This window comes from Candidatus Poribacteria bacterium (assembly GCA_021162805.1).
Lineage (GTDB): Bacteria > Poribacteria > WGA-4E > B28-G17 > B28-G17 > JAGGXZ01.
The window spans coordinates 1-21,547 of the sequence record JAGGXZ010000216.1 but is presented as its reverse complement, the minus strand read 5'-3'; the positions used below and the strand labels follow the sequence as shown (position 1 = coordinate 21,547).

At 52.6% G+C, this 21,547-nt stretch carries 17 protein-coding genes; all 17 read right to left on the bottom strand.

All coding sequences use genetic code 11. The features are described 5' to 3' along the window. The coding region (locus tag J7M22_17880) for a hypothetical protein (protein ID MCD6508474.1) at positions 1-1,193 on the bottom strand (1,193 nt) is incomplete at its 3' end. Positions 1,194-1,196: 3 nt separating this feature from the next. Further along, the gene (locus J7M22_17875) at positions 1,197-1,931 is read right to left on the bottom strand and encodes an N-acyl homoserine lactonase family protein (GenBank protein ID MCD6508473.1); all 735 of its coding nucleotides are present in this window, start codon (positions 1,929-1,931) and stop codon (positions 1,197-1,199) included. Positions 1,932-1,934: 3 nt separating this feature from the next. Next, positions 1,935-2,729, bottom strand: a complete 795-nt coding sequence (locus J7M22_17870; protein MCD6508472.1) for a fructose-bisphosphate aldolase — start codon at positions 2,727-2,729, stop codon at positions 1,935-1,937. 12 nt (positions 2,730-2,741) lie between these two features. Beyond that, positions 2,742-4,577 (bottom strand): hypothetical protein, encoded by a 1,836-nt coding sequence (locus tag J7M22_17865; GenBank protein ID MCD6508471.1) that lies wholly within the window; start codon positions 4,575-4,577, stop codon positions 2,742-2,744. Next, a complete protein-coding gene (locus J7M22_17860) occupies positions 4,574-5,593 on the bottom strand; it encodes a zinc-dependent dehydrogenase (protein MCD6508470.1) in 1,020 nt (339 codons plus the stop codon). Before J7M22_17860 ends, J7M22_17865 begins: the two co-directional genes overlap by 4 nt. Positions 5,594-5,606: 13 nt before the next feature. Next, the gene (locus J7M22_17855; protein MCD6508469.1) at positions 5,607-6,017 is read right to left on the bottom strand and encodes a cupin domain-containing protein; all 411 of its coding nucleotides are present in this window, start codon (positions 6,015-6,017) and stop codon (positions 5,607-5,609) included. Between the two features lie 15 nt (positions 6,018-6,032). After that, on the bottom strand, positions 6,033-7,049 hold the full coding sequence (locus tag J7M22_17850; protein MCD6508468.1) for a glycosidase: 1,017 nt from the start codon (positions 7,047-7,049) through the stop codon (positions 6,033-6,035). 19 nt (positions 7,050-7,068) lie between these two features. Next, positions 7,069-10,626, bottom strand: coding sequence for a hypothetical protein (locus tag J7M22_17845; protein MCD6508467.1), 3,558 nt, complete (start codon positions 10,624-10,626; stop codon positions 7,069-7,071). Positions 10,627-10,732: 106 nt separating this feature from the next. Continuing rightward, entirely contained in the window at positions 10,733-11,785 is a 1,053-nt protein-coding gene (locus tag J7M22_17840; GenBank protein ID MCD6508466.1) for a Gfo/Idh/MocA family oxidoreductase, read from the bottom strand. Further along, a complete protein-coding gene (locus tag J7M22_17835) occupies positions 11,782-14,826 on the bottom strand; it encodes a hypothetical protein (protein MCD6508465.1) in 3,045 nt (1,014 codons plus the stop codon). The genes J7M22_17840 and J7M22_17835 overlap by 4 nt, the downstream gene beginning before the upstream one ends. Then, positions 14,826-15,524 carry a hypothetical protein gene (locus tag J7M22_17830; GenBank protein MCD6508464.1) on the bottom strand — a complete coding sequence of 233 codons (699 nt, stop codon included), beginning with the start codon at positions 15,522-15,524 and terminating at the stop codon, positions 14,826-14,828. Before J7M22_17830 ends, J7M22_17835 begins: the two co-directional genes overlap by 1 nt. A gap of 25 nt (positions 15,525-15,549) precedes the next feature. After that, positions 15,550-16,356: a sugar phosphate isomerase/epimerase gene (locus tag J7M22_17825; protein ID MCD6508463.1), complete on the bottom strand. Its 807-nt coding sequence runs from the start codon at positions 16,354-16,356 to the stop codon at positions 15,550-15,552. A gap of 25 nt (positions 16,357-16,381) precedes the next feature. Further along, positions 16,382-17,233, bottom strand: coding sequence for a MurR/RpiR family transcriptional regulator (locus J7M22_17820; GenBank protein ID MCD6508462.1), 852 nt, complete (start codon positions 17,231-17,233; stop codon positions 16,382-16,384). Continuing rightward, on the bottom strand, positions 17,233-18,012 hold the full coding sequence (locus tag J7M22_17815) for a hypothetical protein (protein MCD6508461.1): 780 nt from the start codon (positions 18,010-18,012) through the stop codon (positions 17,233-17,235). Before J7M22_17815 ends, J7M22_17820 begins: the two co-directional genes overlap by 1 nt. Before the next feature lie 286 nt (positions 18,013-18,298). Beyond that, on the bottom strand, positions 18,299-19,711 hold the full coding sequence (locus J7M22_17810; GenBank protein ID MCD6508460.1) for a hypothetical protein: 1,413 nt from the start codon (positions 19,709-19,711) through the stop codon (positions 18,299-18,301). 290 nt (positions 19,712-20,001) lie between these two features. Then, a complete protein-coding gene (locus tag J7M22_17805) occupies positions 20,002-21,186 on the bottom strand; it encodes a mandelate racemase/muconate lactonizing enzyme family protein (protein MCD6508459.1) in 1,185 nt (394 codons plus the stop codon). A 107-nt stretch (positions 21,187-21,293) separates the two neighbouring features. Continuing rightward, on the bottom strand, positions 21,294-21,547 hold a 254-nt coding region (locus J7M22_17800), incomplete at its 5' end, for a hypothetical protein (protein ID MCD6508458.1).

Sequence of the window (21,547 nt, the reverse complement as noted above, 5' to 3'; positions counted from 1 at the left end):
GTGACCTTTATGATTTCCTTCAAGGTGGCAAGGGCTCTGAACTCCTCGAGGGCTTCCTTCAGGAAAGTTATCATCGCCCAGGATACGGCATATAGCATATCCTCGCGTGTGGTCTTCAAGGTCAAGCCCTGGAAAGCAGCTTTCCTCTCGGAGATGCCGGTTCTATCCCCTCCCAGATACGGCAGGAAGGTGACGGAGGTCTTCCTCCTCGAGCTCAAAACCTCGGGGAGGTATGAGCGGTAGAACTCCTCCTCACTCATCTCCCTGCAGAACTGACGTCTGAACCACTCGAACGAAACACCGCCGGATGAGAGGACCTTGATAGCAAGCCATCTTCCGGGTATAGCGTGCGTTCTGAGAAGCCTTTCCTCGGACGGCAGGGGGCGGTTGAGACAGAGCGTGAGAACCTCAGTTGTCCCGCTAACGTTCAACAGCTCCCCTTCCTCCGTCACCCCCGCCCCCAAAGCTGCACAGGCGGTATCCGCCGCACCCGCGATCACCGGCGTTCCCTCCCTTAAACCCGTAATCCTGGCAGCTTCAGGACTCACCCCTCCCACGACTTCGGAGGACGGGACGACGGAAGGGAGTTTGTCGTATGGGATACGGAACTCCCTACACAGCTCGAGGTCCCAGTCGAGGGTCGATGTCGTCGAGAAAAGACCTGTGAAGGAGGCGTTCGTGGGGTCTATAGCCCACCTTCCGGTGAGCCGTTTTATGAGGAAGGTGTTAGCGTGCCCGAACTTGTATGTCTCTCTGAAAAGCTCCTCGAAGTTCCTCCCCAGCCAGAGGATGCTCGTCAGGGAGATCCCACCCGGAAACGGAAGGTTCCCCGTCCGTCTCAGGAACTCCTCACTCCCAATTTTCCTCAAGATCGAGAGTGATTCCCTCCGGCTTCGTCTATCGGCGTGGATTATAGCGTGATAAAGTGGGTTTCCCTCCTCATCCATCGGGATCAGGGCAGGACATAGGACGGAAAGGGATATGCGGTCGATCGTTTTTATCCTCTCCCCCAGGGCTTTCAAGCTTTCGAGGAAGGCCCTCCACCAGCTTTCAGGGTCGGACTCCGCCCATCCCTCCCTCGGGGTGAGGATAGGGGAGGGGATTTTGAAAGCCCCCTTGATCTCAAGAGAGTCCCCGACAAGGGCTGCTTTGAGTGAGCCTGTTCCGATGTCAAGAGCGAGAACCGATGACATCTTTCAGCCTATAACCTCCCCAAGCCTCGTTATGAGCTCCGGGTCATGTCCCGGAACCGGAATTCCACCCCGCCTCCGGATATCCTCCATGCACCTGAAACACTCCTCGATACATGAGAAAAGCCCTATGGGTATGTCCTCCTCGATGTTTCTGAAGGTGAAAACGGCATCGCCGCATATCACGACCTTTCCTCTCTCGGTTTCGACCTCCACGGATTGATGTCCAGGGGTATGACAGCCGGTTCGGAAAACCCTTACGCCCTCAACTATCTCCTCCTCGCCCTCGACGAGGATCAGCCTTCCTTCATCACTGAGTTTCGCGAGAAGCTCAGGAATGGAGAACTTCGAAAACCAGGGATGTGGCGGGTTTACGGTGTAGTCGTATTCCTCTTTCTGGAGGATGAGCTTGGCGTTTTCGAACTCGAGGAACGTCGTGGAGAGATGGTCGAAATGAGCGTGTGTGGCTATGATGAGCTCTATCTCAGCAGGATCAACCCCCAGCTTTTTAAGCTGTGAGATGGTATCCTCCCCCTCTTTCTGTCTCATCTCCGGCATGAACCTATGTGCCAGATCAAGCGTGAAACCCGTATCGACCAGTATCTTCCTTCCCTCACCTTCCACCAGCCAGAAGTAATAGCACAGGAGGGTTTCCTCCTCCCACCCTTCAAGATAGTAGACCAAAGGCTTTGCGACCTCACACTCCCCGACCTTTATGGTGCGGATTTTATACTTCGCCATCTCCTATTCCTCCTTTTTCAAGCACTCAAGCGCCTTCTCTATCGACGTATCCTCATGGATTATCTTCGAAAGCGCTCTTATTATTCCGACGGGGTTTTCATATTGCCATATATTCCTCCCGTAGGCCACCCCTGTTGCTCCCGCCTCCATGATCTCCTTCGTGCGTCCGAGCAACTCCTCATCCGATGAGGTTTTTATCCCTCCCGCTACAACGACCATAGCGGGGGTGGCCTCAAGGGCTTTCGAGAAGCTTTCGGGATCGCCGGTGTAATGGGTCTTTATGAGATCAACCCCAAGTTCAGCGCCGAGGCGCAGGGCGTAACGTATGTTCTCAAGTGTCGTCTCCTTCTCGACCATCTCACCCCTCGGGTAGATATGAGCGATGACCGGCATATCGTAGAGCCTTGCTTCCCTTGTGAGTTCCCCCAGGCTTCGGAGCATCTCGGGTTGCCTTTCGGTTCCGAGGATAACCCCTATCGAGACGGCGTCCGCTCCGAGCCTGACAGCCTCCTCCACCTTTGCGACCTGGACGTCGAGGTTGTGATGGAAGGGTGAGAAGGTCGAACATTTGACTATCAAAGCTATCCTCCCCGCAAACTCTAAAAAACATTTCTCGGCGATCCCCTTGTGCATGGTTATGGCATCCGCGCCACCTTCAATCGCCTTCCCTATCACGGCTTTCGGGTTCTCAAGCCCCTCCCAGCCCAGGTATGCGGGGCCATGGTCTATCATGACCCCGAGGAACTTATCCTCCTTTCTGCTCATGAGCCTTCTTAACCTTACTTTCACCCCTAACATCGCTCTCACCTCTCAATACAGGAACTTATACATCTCCCTTTCGAAGGCTATCCCGATTATGCTCCAAATGCTTCCCATTGTGAACTCCCCGAGGATAACCCCCAGGAAGAAGGGGTTTGCCTTCCTCGCGGCCCTCAAACCCCCGAACCTCAAAAGCGCATACTTTATGGACCAGCTCAACATGACCGAAAACCAGAACCAGCTCATAAGCCAACTGCTTGAGACGGCGAAACCGACCGGATGAAAGGGCCACCAGAGAAACCTCCTTCTCATGAAGGCGAGCAGGAGCGTTATCAGGGAGCCCGCGATCATCCCTCCCAGAGCGGGAAAGTTCGCCCCGCTTGGATAGTGAAGCCAGTTCTGAAGCCTCCCGAAGGGTTCCCAGCCGAAGAAGGTGTCAACAGCGCCGTATCTGTAAAAGACGTGGAGGATCCCCCAGAAGGCACAAAGCGTCCCGAACACCGATGAAAAAACTATGGCGAGTGAGAGCCTTTTTACATTTATCCCTGTCCTTTCCGCGATTTTAAACGCTTCGAGCTGGTGCGGCATCGGATGGCTCCTGTAAGCCCTGTTTATGAAGTAGAGAAAGGAGAGAATAACCAAGCTCTGGGGGTTAAAGCGGGAGGTTCCGAGGGCTTCGGTCATCATCCTGTCGGTCCCTGCCCAATGGAGATCATGTATCGGGGCGCCGAGCTCTGCCCTTATCTTCGTTATCGAAATCGAAAAGATGAAATAGAGCGAGAAGAAAAGGAGCGCTACCCAAAGCTCCATCCCCGCCGCCCTGCAGAAGGCGAGGAGAAGGAGGAATCCGAGGAGAAGTCCGACGAGAACGACCCTTGAGCTTACGGGCTCGGAGCGATCGCCCCCCAACGCTTTGAGGAGGAAGGTTTTGATATGTCCTCTCGCCATCCAGAGCGCTATGAGTCCGAGCGTGAAGTAAGAGGCATAAGACTGCTCATCTACGAAAGGGAAACCGGGTAGGTAGCTGAGACCCAAAGCCGCACCTAACACCTTCTCCGCCTTCCAAACCATGAAGAAGAACCAGCATGAAAATGAAAGATCAAGCGGCATGAAATAACTTAAGCCTACGACGAAGGGATAAACCCCGAACCACGTCAGCCCTATGGCATTCCAGGGTTTCGTGTTAAATATCTTCAACAGATCGTAGAGCTGCCCTCCTAGGCTCGGTATAGGTGGATAGAGAAAATGAAGGCCGTTCACGAGGTCAACCCCCGCAGCGACGGCAAAGCCCGTCCATAAGATCCTGTTCCTCAGAAAATCTCCCTTCGTCATCTCAAGTGGAAGCTGAATTATGGGGTAATTCAGCTTCTCGATCTCGACCCACCGTCTCCTCATAAGGAGGCAAACGCAAAGCATGACGAAGGTGAGAATCGATATGAAAACCGTCCAGGTGATGATCGGGGGAAGCCACGCCAGGATGTGCTTTTCGGTGTAGAGGGTTGAGCTTCCCCCGTAGTAGCCTTCAAGTGCTTCCTTATCCTTCACGATGAACCATCCTGGAACATATCTGCCGAACAGGTTCTGCCAATCGTTCTCGGGGGTCGAAAACCAGGTGAAGTGGGGGATTATGAGGACAAGGATGTCTACCATGTCCACCCCCGCTATACCTGAGGCTATTGAGACCATGACGTAAACCGTGAGTATCTCGCCCGGCTTTAACGAGAACCTTCCAAGCAGCGGGTTAAGGAGCCTCAGGATGAGGACGACGAACACAGCGTTGAAGAAGAGGGAGACGGTTGTGGAAAGGCCTTGTCCGAGCGCAAGGCAGGCTTGAACCCAAAAGCAGTTCAAAGGTATGAGTATCGCCCCGATCAGGAAAGCTCTCAAGGCTCTATTATTATTTTCAGCGCCTTTCTCTCCCTCACATCATCGAAAGCGGAAAGGAGTCTTTCAAGCGGGCGTACATCCGAGATGAGCTTCTTAACCTCAAGCTCCTTTGACGCTATGAGGGAGAGGGCTTTGAGGAAGTCAAGTCTGGTCGAAGCGCTTGTCCCCGTCACGAGAAGCTCGTTGTAGTGTATGAGGTTGAGGTCGACCTCAGACCCTCCTTCTTCAGGAAGCCCTGTGAAGAGGTTTAAAGCCCCTCCTTTTCTGAGAAGGCTGAGGAGTAGATTCACCTCCTCAGGGGCTGTAGCTATGACGGCGTTTACTCCGAGACCATCTGTGAGCTCTCTTACTTTTGAGGGTTCGTCTATCCTGTTGAGCGTCGCATCCGCCCCGAAGCCTTCCGCAAGTCTCCTCCTCTCATCGAGAGGCTCGCTCACGATGACGATCGAGCATCCGGCAAGTCTACAAAGCTTTGTGAACATAAGCCCCATGAACCCCGCGCCGATTATCAGGACGGAGTCGCCGAGCTTCAAATTCACCTTCCTCAAAGCGTTTATGCAGCATGAGAGGGGTTCTGCAAGCGTCGCTTCATGAAACGAAAGCTCATCAGGTATCCTGAAGACATTTCCCACAGCCTGTTCCGGAATCTTGATGAACTCCGCAAATCCCCCGTCGTATTCATATCCTATCGCGGTCCTGTTGAGACAAGCGTTCTCCTGCCCGCTGAGGCAGAGGTAGCACCTCCCACACGGTATCACCGGCGCTACAGCTACCCTGTCGCCCTCCCTGAAACCCTTGACCTCGCTTCCCACCTCAACGATCTCCCCGGAAAGCTCATGCCCGAGGATAGATGGGATTCTCACGCCTCTTTTCTTCTCTCCAAGGAATATCCGCACGTCCGTCCTGCACACGGCACAGGCTCTGACCCTCACGAGCATCTCCCTCGATCCTATCTTCGGGGTCGGGATATCTTCGATCCTGATCTCTCCTACTCCGTAAAATACGGCTGCCCTCAACTCCAAATCCTCCTTAAAGCTTCGGAGCTAAAGCCCAGAGCACGGCAAGCCTTTTTCCGGAGAAGTTGAACCACTGGTGCTTCAGCCCCTCCGGAAGGTAGAAGGCATCTCCCTCCTTCACCGCGTAGACGTCCTTATCTTCTATCAGGACGACGCCCTCCCCTTCGAGGATGTAGTAGACCTCATCTCCCTCATGAGGGGCGCTAGGGTCGAGGTGGTCGAATGGGGAGACGTAGAATATCCCGAAGTGGATCTTATCGCTGCTCACGAATATCTCAACCAGCCCCTTCTTCTCAACCCCATGGATGAGCGATATCTTTTTATCTTCCGTTATGACCACCGGTTTCTTCTCCTCCGGTTTGCAGGGGTAAACCCCCTGCCACGAAAACCTCTCACGCCATTTATCACCTTTCCTCTCAGCCATGTGAACCCCCTCCTTTCAATCTTTCCTCCGATATCGAAGGACATACTTCAGCAGTTCTTTGACTGAACATGTAGCGACGCAACAGTATCTGTCCGCGGCCCCATAATACACAAACAGTTCATCCCCGACGACCACATTGCCGGTGGGGAATACACACCCCGAGTAAAACCCCTTCCATTCGTATTCTTCCTCGGGTTCCAGAATAAAATCGGGTGTCCTCGCGATAACCTTCCTCGGATCGTCGAGATCCAAAAGCATACCCCCCACCCGATAGATACCTTTCTCATCCACGCCGTGATATAAGGTGAGCCATCCCTCCTCCGTCTTAATCGGGGGAGTGCTGCCTCCGATCTTCCTCTCCCAAGGGAATTCAGCTTTGGCGAGGAGATAGCTTTCCTCCCACGTCAGAAGGTCATCGGAAAACGATATCCATATCGATGGATACTCGCAGGAATATTTCTCCCCAACCCATTCCTGAGGTCGATGTAGCATCACAAATTTGCCGTTCACCTTTTCAGGGAAGAGGATCACGTCCCTATCATCTAAATTCGCTCTCGTTATCCTTCCCAGCCTGTGGAAGTCCCTGAAATCCTTTGTCATCAACAGCCCGGAGTTGGTTATGTTCTCCCGTATACAGCGTGGGGCATTCTCACAGCCTTTTGGCGCATAGGCGGTTATGCTGTTTCCGCCCTCCCAATATCGGCCCGGAGGAAACGCTCGGTATGCATAGGTGATGTAGAAGTAATCGTCGAGTCTGACGATCCTCGGGTCCTCCACACACCCCGAATCGGGGCCGTCCGGGCTGGGGGAAAACACCGGTTCATCTGAAGCCCTTTCGAAGTGAAATCCATCATGGCTTATGGCTAACCCGAAACGGATCACGTGCTCCTTATCATCGCCCGCGGCACGGTATAGGAGATAGAAGGTCCCCTCCTCATACCACGCCCCAGGGTTGCATACTGTTAGGTTTTCCCATTCGTGCTCCTTTACCGGGGATAAGATGGGATTCCCGCTGTACCGTTTCAGTTTCATGTAAGACACCTCCTCAAGTTCATTTTGTGTATTTATCTGCTAAGTCTCTGCTATCAGTGACCAGCAGAACAACAGGTTCATTCCTCCCCACAGTAACCGAGATCTGCTTTATCTGAGAAGGACTATATCTCCCTACGATTTTCCTCTTTTCCAAATCCACCAGCCAGTAAGAAGGCTTATTCAATCCCAACCTTCCGGTATCTAACTCCAGAGTTATCTCTCTTTTTCCCTCGATCCTATACCCGATGACACAGAGAACCGCTCCGAAGCTATCCTTCCACGCATACGCCGGGAATGTTCCCCAATCAGGAGTAAACACAGCCCCGTCTATCGGTTCCGCCTTCCGTGTAAGGATCCCATCTTTCAACAGTTCCTCATTGATGACAACCATCGCCGCAGGGTAAAAGCAGAAATTCCAGATAAGCTCACCCCTGGTCTCCTCCGTCAACCATCCTTTCTCCTTAGCCAGCTTATAAGCTCGCATGAGCTTCACAGCTCCTAAATAGGGATTGATAATATGGGCTTCCGAGCAGTATGCTCCCACTGTACACCAGTGTCTCCCATCCAGGCTCACATCCTTATATCCCTCCATGCGCCTGTACCATTGATTCCTGAATATCGTCTCATTATACACCGCGTCCATATACCAACGCCCATAATATCCACCGGAGATGCTCGGTCCGGTCCACCATATATCGCCGCGGTAGTTTAAATTCGCTCCCCCATCGGGCTGCCATCCCCAGGGATGATGTATGGGCGTGAGCGTCTCAAATCCCCACTCGTTATCAACGAACAGGTAATCGAAATTCCGCAACGCCCCACATTTTAGGGCGGCAATGCGATAGGAAAGATCTACCCACGACTTATCAAGACCGGCTAATTTCGCCAGAGCTGGCAAACACATCGCTAAATCCTCCTCAAACCCATCTCCACCACCGGCCGCGTCGACTCCTCCCTCGAACACACGCCAGATATCCCCATTCCAGTCTTGAGATAGCCACTGGAATCTTATCAGTTCTTCAATTTTATCCCTGATATCGGGTCTTCTGACATATCCGGGGTCGACATATTTCCCGTAAAGGAGCAGCGTAAAAAACAGGTGTGCATGTCCCAAGTTTTGGTCGACAAAACCGCCCATCTCCGTGTAGACATCCCACTTAGGTGAATAGACAAAGGGTCGGTAAGCTTTACCCCTTCCCCATGTCACCTTCTCAGCACCCCCGGTGAAGTGCTTTTCCAGTTTCATCTCTTCCCTCACGACTTCCGCTTTCTCACCCATCATTCTACCCAGGCTTTTTCTCACCATCGACCTTATCTCTTCCTGGGCCCTCGGGTTGTTCCTCAGCCCCGGGTAGGCTATCATGAGGCCGAACGTGATCCTACCTAAGCTATAATGGTCCATACGACCATAGCGCTCAAATGTGCCGTCATCTTTCTGCAGCGAATAGATATGCTCTATACACTCGCTCGCTTTCCTCAACCAGTCCCCGGTGAGAGGTGAATACTGAGGGGCTACGCTCTCCAGAGACAGGTCCGGCACTGGCAGGTTAAGGGTGAGACCCTTCTCCCTGGTGATCACGAACGGATGCCTGCCGAAGGCCGTGTGAATCCATAGATTGGGAGCAGGGGATGTGTTCTTCCCCGCCGCCCAAGGGATAGCGATGAGCAGACCTTCATCCGGAATATCCCAGTCGTTTTCCAGGTGAGTATAGTCGACATTGATCCTCTCCCTGAAGTTTTTCTCGCCGCTCAGCCCCAAATCCTCATAGGTCATCTCCTCTGGGATATTGAGGCTACTATGGGCAAGCTTCTCGGCTAAGGAAATGAGGGAGGTGACCCCCGAATAGGTGAAGAAAGCATCCACCACGCTGATCGAAAGGAGAGGAGGTCGATAGATTTCCCTTTTTTCCACCTCCCTCTCGGCGAACCAAATGTAATCTTTGCCGTTCTTTCTCTCTATTCTCAAGGGGCGCGCGCTGAAGCAGTAGAGGAAAACCGGTCCCTTTGAAATGCCAGTTGGATGGAAGAGAACCCAATTGTCGGAGAGCTCCTCCCCTGACAGAACGAGTCCACCTTGACCTAGCTCTTTCTCCTTCACTCCCTCAAGGGTGGGAATGAGATATCTGATCTCTTCAAAGCCTTCTACCCGATACCCGAACGCGATCCGATCATCGGCCTTAGAGGCGAGTTCTCCCTGGAATCGGAGCACGGGATTGCCCATCCATACATCCGTCCACCATTTAAGTTCGCCCTTTGCCGTATGGACCTCATAGACCGGTCGGATGTGGAACTTCGTCACCGGATAGGCGACATACTTCCTCTTTATCTCCATCTCCACAATTCTACCGTCCCTGTCCCTCATCATGGGGAAAACCCCTAAGCTCTGTCTTGTAGTGGTGATTCCATACCTTGATCCCTTCTCGGGGGGTTGTTCCTTCAAAGTGAAGGGATACAGCGCGAAGGTCTTTCCCCAGACGACACACCACAGGTAGTTGTAAAGGCGAGCCTTAGCGCCGATGCTTGGTTTATGGTCGATCGCATTCCTCCACACAGGGTCCGGGTCCAGGAGATGGTATATCTTCTTCTCCCCGTAATCTCTGTAAGCGTTCGGCTTTGCTGTGACGGATATCTCCTCAGACCGCGTATACCTGTTCCCCCATACGTCGTAGAGGGTAACTTCAACACTGTAAAGCCCTTCAGCCATTGAGAAGAGGTCGCCGACCCATATTCCTTCCGTCGGTGAGACCTTCTCCTCCAAAGCGAGGGGATTGGTCGAAAGCTCTATCGTTTCTCCTCCTTTGAGGTAATATATCCGCGGGTGAACCGCCTCAATATCTTCAATACCCGCGCTGTCCCTACACCTTACCAGTATCTCGCGCAAACCGGGGTACGTATGGGAGAAGGCGATCGAGGCGATCTCCACCTTCTTGCCTTCTGTGTCCTTCATTCCCTCCTTTATCCGGTAGACGTCGACGGCGAAATCGTCGAAGAAGAGGCTGTGGTTCGTCTGCACGCCCACTTTACCGGCATCGGGAATTGCGCCCTCGGGGAAGATATACTCTATGATTAACTCCCCATCAACGTATCCGCGGAAGCGGTTTCCCGCTATCTCCGCCTCCAGTTTTTCGGGATGGCGGAACCCCCTGTTGATCTCCTTCAATATCTCGCATTTACCCCCTTTGAAGAGGTACAGCCGGAAGCGGGGGCCGAAGTGACCGAACTGGATGCAGTTATAAGCATCCTTCACTCTCAGCAGGAGATTAGGAACGTCGGTGCCTCCGAGCACCCTTATGCTCACTCTGTAATCCTGCCAATTCGGTTTGCCGAAAAAGGCGATTGCTCCCGAGGGAAGCGCCCCTTCAGTTTCCTCCTTCTGGCGGAGATGAGCGCCGCCATCCTGCACCCTTATCGCGCGATAGTGCCCCTTCTCCACCTTCCACACGCCATAGATAGGCATCCAACCTTCCGCTTTTCCGTCGTCGAAGTTCATTCTGATGGAAAGCATCGCTTCCTTACCCTGTCCTGATGAAAAACCGATGTTCAGCAAGAGGAAAGCCATTGCGAAGATCAAAACCATCCCTCCTTTCTCCAACGAGCATCTGAGAAAAGCGACGTGCTTATTCTTCCGACGCCTTACCTTATTATCCACAGAGACCATGCCATGCCTCCCTTAGCTTCCGTTATCAGCGATTAGCTCCCCCGATATACCTTTTGAAAGCCGACTCGGCGAGCTCTATGTCCTTGACCGAGTCCTCACCCGATGAAAGGGGCTCGTTACCCTCGAGGACGCACCTCAGGAAATGTTCCGCCTCCCTCCTGAAGGACCAGCTCCAGGGGACTTTGTACTCTGTAAGCTCACCCTTATCGGATCTGTATAACTTCACGCTTGCAGGGACGTTCTTCAGGGTCCTGGGGGGAGTTTCAACTTTAAGCCATCCTCCCTCAAAGAGGACCGTGACGCTCTCATCCCACCAGTTCGGCCTTTTTCTCCCAAACTCGAGGTATATGTTGAAGTTTCCGGCATCGAGCATGAGGTGATATACCGGCTTTGAAAGTTCGAAATATGCGACCTCAAGTCCGTCACCGAACAAAAAGCGGATCAAATTGATGTTATGGCAGTAGCAGTTGCTGAAAAAGAGATAGGTTCCCACCATATCCTCGGGGAGAAAGTCAGGCAGCTTCGTCTCAACTTCGGGGTAGGGTTCATCGGTCGTAATTATCGTCTCGTAGTTGAAGTGACCCGCTTCCCAATCCCCACCGACGCACCATGAGCGAACGGAGAGGATCTCCCCGAACTCCCCTGTTTCACACAGCTCCTCGATTATCTCCTTTGCCTTCTGGACGCCTGCATCGAACCTCAGGGGATACGCCACCATAAGTATGCGTCCGTTTGATCTCGCCGCATCCGCCATTCTCATCGCCTCGCTTGAACATGTGGCCATGGGTTTTTCGATGTAGACATGTTTCCCCGCCTCAAGCAGCTTCACGGCTATATCGGGGCTCAAGCTTTCGGGAACTATGGCGGCGACCGCCTCGATCTCCGGATCCTCAGCAAGCTCCTCATGGCTTTTGTAAAGTCTCTTTATGCCATATCTCCTTCCGACGAGCTCTCGCAGCCTCTCCCTCAGCTCAGCGAGGGCTACGATCTCACAAAGCTCAAGGGACGAGAAGATGGGGAGATGCACTCCCTGTCCCATCCTACCGCATCCCAGAAATCCGAGTTTAACTTTCCTCATCTTCTCCCCTCCAGATTTATACTTAAGACCAGATCTCCATCGTGCCAGAACCATACTTGACTTTCTGAGATAAAACGCTTGAAGTCCCCAACCCTTTTAAGGGACATACCGTTAAGCGAAACCTCCCTCGGTTTCTTGGAGAGTGGAATGATCAGGACAAATCCCCCCTTTGGAAGATCAAGCTCAACTTCAACTTTTCCCCCCTCCACTTTTAACCTTACAACATCGCTTTCCAAAGGTACGTGGAAGAAACTTTGTGCTGGAAACTGCCCGTTATACTCCGGATAGGAGAAACAGCCACTTTTGAGGTCATAAAGTCCAAGTTCGAGACATCGTTCATAAGCTGAGTGAACGAGTTCTAGAGAGAGATCGAGCAGATCCCTTTTTCCCGATAAAGCCCCGATCATGAAAAGTCTTCTTCCAAGCCCCACCCATGTGAACTCAAGTCCGTATGGTTCCTCCGGATTTTCTCCGAAGAGCAGTTTCCCCTCTTTTCCGAAAAGCCTTGGTTTCACCCAACCCTCTAAACATCTGAGGGCTGAGTCGAGATAGCGCTTTTCCCGGGTAATCCTATACCCCTCACAGAGCGCCTCGAGCGAGGGAATTATGGTGTGCGGTCCAAACCAATCATCAACTCCCCACTTCTTTTGACGGGCATCGAGCCAGACAGCGCAGAATCCATATCCAGCTTCACCCCTTTGGTTGTGGTTCATTAAGAAGTCGAGCGCTCTTCCGGCAAACTTCAGGTAATGTTCCTTCCCGGTGAACCTGTAAAGCTTAAGGAGCATAAGGGAAAGATACGCCACATTTTCAGCTCTCACAGGAAAATCCCGGTAAAGGAAAGCTCCATCCGCGCCAAGCGGGTCGTATGCGAAATCCGAAAACCCCTCCTCCGAGAACGGGGAGGTTCTCATGCAAAACCTCCCCGAATGGACGGCAGCTTTGAGGAAAAGCGGATCACCCGTCGCCTCAAAACCATAAAGTTCGTTTAAACCCCCTAGAAGCTTAGCAGAGCAGAAGTCGTAGGCGAGACCGTAGGCCTCCATACGCCTCCAGTAATCTCCGCAGGGTGTGAGCAGATCTTTGTGGAGAAACCTTCCGATGTTTTCGATCATCTCAAGCAACCTTCTATCCCCGGTTAGCCTGAACCAGTCGAGGAGAAACTCAACGGTTGGACTTTCGGGAATCCAATAATGGTCGAACTCAAGGAGCATCCTTCCTGTTCCTCTAAAACCTTTCCCCACGAGGTCCAACGCGTTTTCGTATCCGCTCCTGAGCGTTTTCAGAACCTTCCTTGGCTCAACGAGGATGAGGATATCCCTCTTAACGGGATTTCCTTCTGTTTCAGGCAACCAGGGCCAAACCCCTTTCACCTCAAGCTCGATATGTCCATTCCTTGAGATTTTAAGCTCGCAGGGGGTAGGTGATACGAGCCACTTCCATCGTTTAAGCTCCCCCTCCTCCCCAAATATGATGAGCCCGTTCCGGTAGACAGAGGGAATGTGGCTTACCGCAAACCTCTGGGATGATGAAAGTTGGAGGAGGGCCTCCCTCTCGTTTTCGGACGGGACGAGAACAAACCCAAAGGCGGTTTCACCTTTAACTTCCTCCTGCTTGAACCTGAGTTTGATCTCCCCCCCTCTGAGCTCAAATTTTTTGAAGTTTCCCGTCACCGGCATGAAAAACAATACCAGACCTTCACGTGAAAGCTTAAGAAGCCTCCCCTTACGCTCTGCTTTGAACTCCATCGAGAGCTCAAAGGTATATTCAAACTCAAACTCCCGGAGCCCCCTCGATGAAGGGCGGAACTCAAAGATGTAGAGAAGGGCGTTCCTGTGAAATGGGAAGACATGGTTGACACACAGCCATTTTGGTTTTCGGCTTTGCTCGGTGAAGACCCTTATCCACTGGAAGAGGTTCTCCTCGGCATTCATATGGGTTCCCCTGAACGAGTAGACCATTCTGAAGTTGCCGTTCGGTGAAAGCTCTGTCTCCTCCCCGTTCCAGAAAACACATCCATTCGAAGAGCTAAGAAGGTCAATGACCTCCCCGCTTTTGAGCTTTAAGAGGAGTGTATTCTCTCCGAACGAGGAGAGATCGCCGATCAGCACTCTGTATTGGTCCCCTCCTCCACAAAACCCTCTCCTGGGCGAGAGTCCTCTCCTGTCAAACGGTATTTCAACTTTCATCGGGACCCAAAGTTTCTCCCAGGGGCGGTGCTCGAGGAGAGAGGAAAGGTTCCAGAGGATCGAGTTCTTGTCCCATCCGATGTATATCAGATGACCTGAACCGACCTTCCCGATGAAGGTATCGAGAAGAGATTCCCCCCTCTGGGGCTTGAAACCTGAAAGGGCGAGGATTTCGTTTCCAAGCTCCTCAAGCATAGAAAGTCTCACACCGTGTCTTACAGAGACGGGCTTAAGTTTGAGAATCTTACCTGCCTTAGAAAGGAAGTTGGACCTGTGGGGAACTTCTTTGGAGTTGTAGGGAAGGACGTTGTTAAAAGAGACGTTAAGCCAGCCGTCTTGACAACGTTGAAGCTCAAGATCCCTCGGCTTTTTGACTTTGGGTCCTGGATAAGTTATCCTGGCAGGAAGTCCCTCCCCACACCAGATTATCGCGGAGCCGACTGTAAAGAGCCACTCGAGAGGGAAGGACCTCCTCGGAGGCCCTTGCCACCAGACGTCGGAGGGGAGAGAGCTTACACCTGTGTAGGGCAGGCTCCATAGGAGAGACTGATCGTAGATCTCCCCGTCCCTGTCCGGGTCAAAGATGACATCTGGCGCCGAATCTCCGCTATGGGAGAAGAGGATGAGGCAAAAAGGTTTCCGGGAGCTCAAAAGCCTCCGAAGCTCACCGGAGTTGATAGCGCGAACCTCCAGCTTCGAAGCTATCCTTTCAATCCTCTCAAACTCCTGGGGGGAATAGTAGGAGGCGTCGAGAAAGATGTAACTTCCCCTCGGAGGCCCAGCTCTGGAATCCGCTTTGAACTCCTCACAGATGGAACCTATAATGAGAAGCGAGATGAGGAAAACGCTCATTATCTCTCCTCAAGTTCAAGCTCTAGAACTCCCCTCAAACCTTCAAACTCTCCCTCGTCGGTGTAGATCAGCCTTTCAGCTCCCGAGGGGAAAGGGGCACAGGAGGCGTCGAGTTTGAGCTCAAAACAGACCGAGGAAATACAGGTCGACCATCTCCAGTTTACCTCTATCATCTCCACGGCTTTCACGTCGTTTCCTTTAACTTCCTCCCTTGCCCTTTCAATTCCCCTTTTTCTTGCGAGGAAGAAGTTCAGGCCTTCCTCGCTTAGGATCCGATCTCCCCAGTGGTCGCACTCCCACAGCCCCAACACGAAGGTCTTCCCTGTCCCTTCGTAGGTTCTGAGCAGGAACTTCGTGAAGCGATAGTAGAGCTCCTCCGTCCAGCTCGGATCGTGCATCCTTCCGGACCGGTCCGAGAGCGTGAGGATTATGACGTCGAAGTTTTCGAAGAGCTCTTTATATGAGGGGGAGGATGCGAGCTCGATGAAGCCGCAGTTTGGGGATTTGAAGGCGTCGAGGAAGACCCTTATGACCCTGACGCCGAGCTCCTTTGAGATACCTGTAAGTTCATGAAGCGCAAACCCCTCAAAACCGCGAGATCTAGGGCAGAGGTAAACCCCGACGTGCTCCTCTGCCCATTTCGACTCCTCCGGGGTGAACCAGTTCAAAGTGAAAAGGAGAAGGACGAGGTTTAACATCTCTCACGCATCCCGGCAAGCCGCGTTAAATCTCATCGAGCAGCCCCCGAAGGTATGACATGCTTTTCAAAAGCGCCCCATCGGGGTCATGGGCGGGATGGACGTCGAACGCCAAAACCCCTTGATAATTTGCGGCTTCCAAACACAGGAGGAATTCCAGGAAACCTTCCTTCCCGATCGTCCCCTCCCCGGGAGGTCTCGATTGATCACCCGTTCCGTCGTTATCGTCTATGTGGACATGGGCGATGTAATCTGAGAGCTTCTCGACCGTCGCTCTTATTCCCTCCCTCACCAGATGATGGTGACCTATGTCCATGTTCGCCTTAAGATCCGGGACCTCCTCGGCAAGCCTTAAGAAGGCGTCGCCGTTTGAGATGATAGTCCCGGGCTCAGGCTCTATCACGAAGGTTACACCCCTGGCCTTCGAATACTCGACCAGCTTCGATGCGAACGAGACCGTCCTCTCCCATCCCTGCCGGTAATGAACGCCTTTGGGAAGGGATGTCGTTATACTCGTCACGATTTTAACCCCTAGCTCAGCGCCTGTTTCAACACATCTCTTTGCGTAATCCTCAGCCTTGTCCCTTGCCTCCTCAGAATCCTCAAGCATACCTTCCGGATGGAGGTCTATGACCCAGAGTTTCAAACCCTCGCCGTCGAGTATCGATTTTATCCCCTTTATCCTCTCACGGGTGAAAGAGTTCAAGCTTTCGCCCGTCCATATCCACGTTTCGACGTATTTGGCCCCAAGCGCCGAGATGCGTCTCAGGGATTCCTCTATCGAGAGTCCCTCGCACTCCCACGCCCATGTGGGAAGGCAGAATTTCTCCATCTTTCACCCCCTCAGGTTTTTCAGATTAGAACCGCTTTCCTATCGTCGCCTCCCTCGTCCTCTTTATGCTCTCCCTCGCCAGTTCGTATCTTCTGAGGGCGACCCCGACGCAGAGGATATCCATCACAGCGAGCTGAGCTATCCTCGTCGTCATAGCATCGCTTCCGAACAGCGTCTCCCTTGCTGCCGTGAACAGCTTGATGTCCGCCACCTCGGTGATCGGAGTCTTTCCGAAGTTCGTTATACATATGGTCTTCGCGCCCGCCTCCCTCGCTGTCTGAAGAGCCTCCACCGTGTCTTTAACGCACCCTGTCCGCGATATCCCGACGGCCACATCCTTTTCAGTCAGAAGTGAGGCGGACATGACTTGAAGGTGACTGTCGATGAGAGCTATGCAATTTAGCCCTATCCTCAGGAACTTGTGATATGCGTCCTGCGCCACAACCCCTGAACCTCCTACCCCGTAGAACTCGACCCTTCCTGCGTTCGCTATCGCGTCCACGGCCCTCTCAAGCTCGTTCTCATCCAGAACCTCGAGGGTATCGTTCAAGGTCTGAACTATGGCCTGAAACACCTTAGCCTTAACCTTGGGAACCTCGTCGTATCTGTCTATCGCCTCATAAAGCTCCTGTGGGGCTGAGACGAGGCTCTGCGCTATCCTGATCTTAAGCTCCTGGTAGCCTTTGTAGCCCAGCTCCTGACAGAATCTGACTATCGTAGCCTCGCTCGCTTTGACCTCCTCCGCAAGCTCGGTGATCGAGAGGTGTATGACCTTCCCCGGGTTTTTCAGTATGTAATCAGCTATCTTCTTCGCAGTTGGGCTTAAGTTTTGGTAGAACTTTTGGACCCTCAGAAGTCCTCCGGTTTTTTCGGACATCAGTCTATCACCCCCGCTTTAATTTTACCCCAACATGTGGCGAGCTCGCCAGAGGGACTAACGGGGGCCGCGAAACCTAAACAATATCTCACTATGTTCTCGAAGAGCTTTTTCGCTTCCTCCTTCTCCTTCTCGGAATTCAACGGTGAAGCGCATGCCACGTCCATAAGGCCCTGAACGAGCATGTATCCTCCCTTCTTGTATTTCGCCTCAACTATGAAGGCGGCGCTCTCAAAACCTTCCTTAGCGAGGAGAACCTTATACTCATCCCCTACGAGCAGGGCATCGACGAAAGGTTCCGTGAAAGAACCCCATCCGGAATCCATTGCTCCCCAGCAGTTGTTCTCATACTTTCTTGGGACTTTGTTGGGGATATTGAATATGGGATGGTCGGGGTCAACAGCGATAGAGGGTCCTGTGAGGTTGTTCACCGTCCCTTTGAGAGGTATAGGCATCCAGTCCCAGGTCGCTGGGTTCTCGCACCAGTGGAACATCTGGAGTATAAACCCTCCGTTTGCGACATAGCCCTGAAGAGGTTCAGCGTATTCCGTGTTTTTCCCATGTGGTTCATCCCTTTCAGCTCCGTTATGTCCGAGCATTATCAGTTTGTAATTTGAAAGCTTTGAGACGTCATGCTCCAGGTTGTCATAGGATACGCCTATGGCTTCAAGGGCTCTTCCAGTCTTGCCGAGCTTGTCGAAAAGCAACCCTATATCAGCCCCATTAGCCATTAGAGTGAGAAACATAAGGAAAATCACTGATGTTGTGAGTGTCTTCATCTTAGCTCCCTCCCTGGTATCATACAAGCTTGGTATTGCACCAGGACATTATACAATAGCAGCGGGGGAATGTCAAGATTTTCTTCACAATTTACCTCAGATTTATGAAAATATTTTTCGCCACGGGAAGGTGACTAGCCTGGGAGGAGCCTGTAACCCTCCCCCGTGAAAGGCCCTACTATTATCTATATCCCGCCTATCAGCATCTCGCCTATGACGAGCCTCATGAAGAAAGTCGGAAGGAAACGGAAGGACATCCCCGTCCTACGGTGAGTTTGAGATCGTTTCATCGTCCTTGACCCCTCTCGAGTGATCCGCCGAGCTTGTCCTCCGGGACGACGAAATCACAGTCGTTGTTCTTCATGATGCAGTCTCTTATCAGAATTGAACCGGTATTGGCACAGCGAACATAGACGCCGTTGTGGTTGGAGTCTATTATCAAATCTTGGAGAAGAACATCATTGGTGGGATGGTGAACTCCATCTCTTATAACTATGCCGCTCCGGGGATGTCCTTTTACGATGATATTGCTCCCCACCACATTGATAGCTGAGCTGATCTCCAGCCCATCGTGATCCACCCCGTTCCTCTCCTCTATGATGATGTTGTTGAGGGTGACATTCCTTATGATGCCCTTCTGGTGAACCCCATTTATCAACAGATTAGGCCATGGTTCGAGCCGAGCGTTATCCCTTAAGATCACATTGCTTATGACCACGTTTTCGATGACCACGCCGGACTCTGTATCCTGAGCGCCGGTGTTCTGAACCATCAGACCCGTCTGACCGTTGTTGAAACACTCGACGTTTGAGATTATTATATCTCTGATACTCTTATTGGTAGGATTGGTCACGCAAACACCGTGATATTTATTTCCGCAGGCTCTAACATTTGTGATTCTAACGCCCTCCTCACCTCCCCAGCTCCAGACCCCATGCCAGCCGTAGTTATCGATCAAGACAGCCCTGTCGAGCTCTAGATAACGGGCGCCCGACTCTATGCCGAAGGAATTTCCGCAACAGAACATATCTCGCATGAACACACGTCCGGCAAAACAATATACCCCATCTCTGTTAGCTTTGGTGGCTTTTATGTTCTCAAGATAGATGAGATCGCTGGCTTTGGGATAGTCACAGGGAGCGATGCCGGGATAATCGGGATCGGTGCTCCATGAATCGATCGCTATTAGATCCCAACCCTTGTTCAAGCTGATATCTCTGAGCAGGACGCTCCTACAGCCGAGTATGCGGATGAGGTTCACCTCCACGGTCTCATCCCCCCTACCCTCTATCTTCAGTCCCTTAACGGTCAGATTTTCGCATCCGTTGAAGACCAGCCCGCATTGATTATGTGTCATGACCTTCAATTTAGCCCCGTAGCCTATGATCGTTATGTTTACAGGCGTGAGGTAAGGTTTGCTCAGAACCACAGGGGTATGTAGTTTATAAATTCCCTCCCTGAGGACGATGTTACCGCCTGAAGCTGTGGTGTTGTTTAAGGCGTATTCGATGACGCGGCTGGCATCGGCGTTGCTGAAGACCACCTCGCCGGTTGCACTATCCTTCGCCTTATAAAGTCCATCACCGCCGGGAAAGATGATAAACGCATGGCAGTTAAGGGCTTCGTCCTTAACTGCGATGCTGAGACAAGGCAGAACGAATATCAGAGATACCGTCGGCAACCATATCAAGCTTTTCATACGTTCACCTCGCCTTCGAGAGCTTAAACCCGAAAAACGCGGCAGGTTATCTGCTTCTCTCCTCTTGCTCTTTAATATACCCTTCTCCTTAGAGGTAAAGGATCCACAGCAAAGGCTATCCTGTCAGTCAGTTTTATTTTAAATCTGGATCGTCCCGGAGATCATTAAATTCTTTCATTCCTGGCAGTATCTCGAATCCAGTAAATAAGATGAGCGCCAGATCTACCAATTTAACCAGAGCTTTGCTTCTGATTCCCTTACTCATCGCTTGCATTTCCTCATCAGTATGGTTATCCTTCGAACGGGAACTTGCGAGCAGCTTCGTTGAGGTCGAACTCAACCCCCAAACCAGGCCCCTGCGGGACTGAAACGTATCCTTCGTCATCTATAGTTAAAGGTTCGCCTATGAGGTCGCTGAAGAGGGCACATTCGCCCTGACGGAACTCGAAGATCGGGCAGTTCGGGATGGAAGCGGCAAGATGCAGGCTTGCGACGAACAGGATAGCTGAACCCCAGACGTGTGGCACGCACTGCAGCCCCTCAGCCTGCGCCAATACGGCGATCCGGCGGGCACATGTAAACCCACCGCAGACCGCCAAGTCGGGTTGAAGTATATCGGCGGCGTCTGCGCGGATTATCTCCTTGAAATCGAACTGGGTGAAATCGTTCTCGCCCGTGGCGATCGGGATTATCGTCGATCGCCTGACCTGCGCCATTCCACGCCAGTTGTCGCTCGATACCGGTTCCTCGAACCACGTTATGTCGAATTCCTCGACCTCACGAGCCAGACGTATCGCCTGCTTGACGTTGAGCGAACCGTGAGCATCGATCATCAACATGACCTCAGGGCCGATCGCCTCCCGCACGATCCTGACCCGCTCCACGGATCGCCTCGGGATCTCCGGAGCATCCATCCCGCCGACACGCATCTTTATCGCCCGAAACCCCTTCTCAACATACGAGATCGCCTCCTCAGCGGCGTGCTCGGGCGGGGCATGACCGCCGCTCGCATACGCTGGCAACCTATCCCGATATCCTCCCCCCAGCAGCTTGTAGATCGGCACCCCAAGCGACTTGGCGAACACGTCCCAGACAGCCATCTCGATCCCGCTCATCGCACAGACCGTTAGACCGCGCCGTCCTAGCCTCGGACACGAATGCCCATATCTCAATGCTAGATCGGAGCGTGGATCGTTATACATCCGCTCCCACAACAGCTCAGGTCGTGTTGCATCACCCCCGATCACGATCGGCGCAAGCTCTTTCTCCACTATCGTTTTCGCCGCATAACACGCCCCACGGGTGTAACCATATCCCAGGTGGACCTCACCGTATCCCACGATCCCCTCGTCCGTGCGCACACGAACGATCAAAGCGTGTATCTCGGTCCGGGGTCCGTAATCTGACCACCACTTCATCCTCTCCCGCGGCAGAGGCCAAGCAAGCGGCACAGCTTCAACCGATGTTATCCTCATATCGCATCCCTCCTGAAAAAAGTCTCAGAAGCGAATTCACACACCTTAAGCCTAGCCTATCGCTCTCCCCTCGTCAAGCGCAGCAATCTTTGAAAATGCATACGCATTTATTTCCCCCTCTCCAAGTCGTCCAAGAGCTTGGCATATCTGGCGATCGTGTGTGGTGTGGCGGAGATGACCCTCCCCGTCACTCCTCCTTTGCGGATGTAATCGTAGAACTCGTTGATGCGTGGAGCGCCATCGAACGGTCTGCACATGTAAACGGGACAGCCGTGAATGATGGAGTCAATCGCTCCCACGAGCCACCCTGGCTTGCCAGCTTCGGCGAGCTTCCTCTCAACGGCAGCGAAAGCGGCCGGAT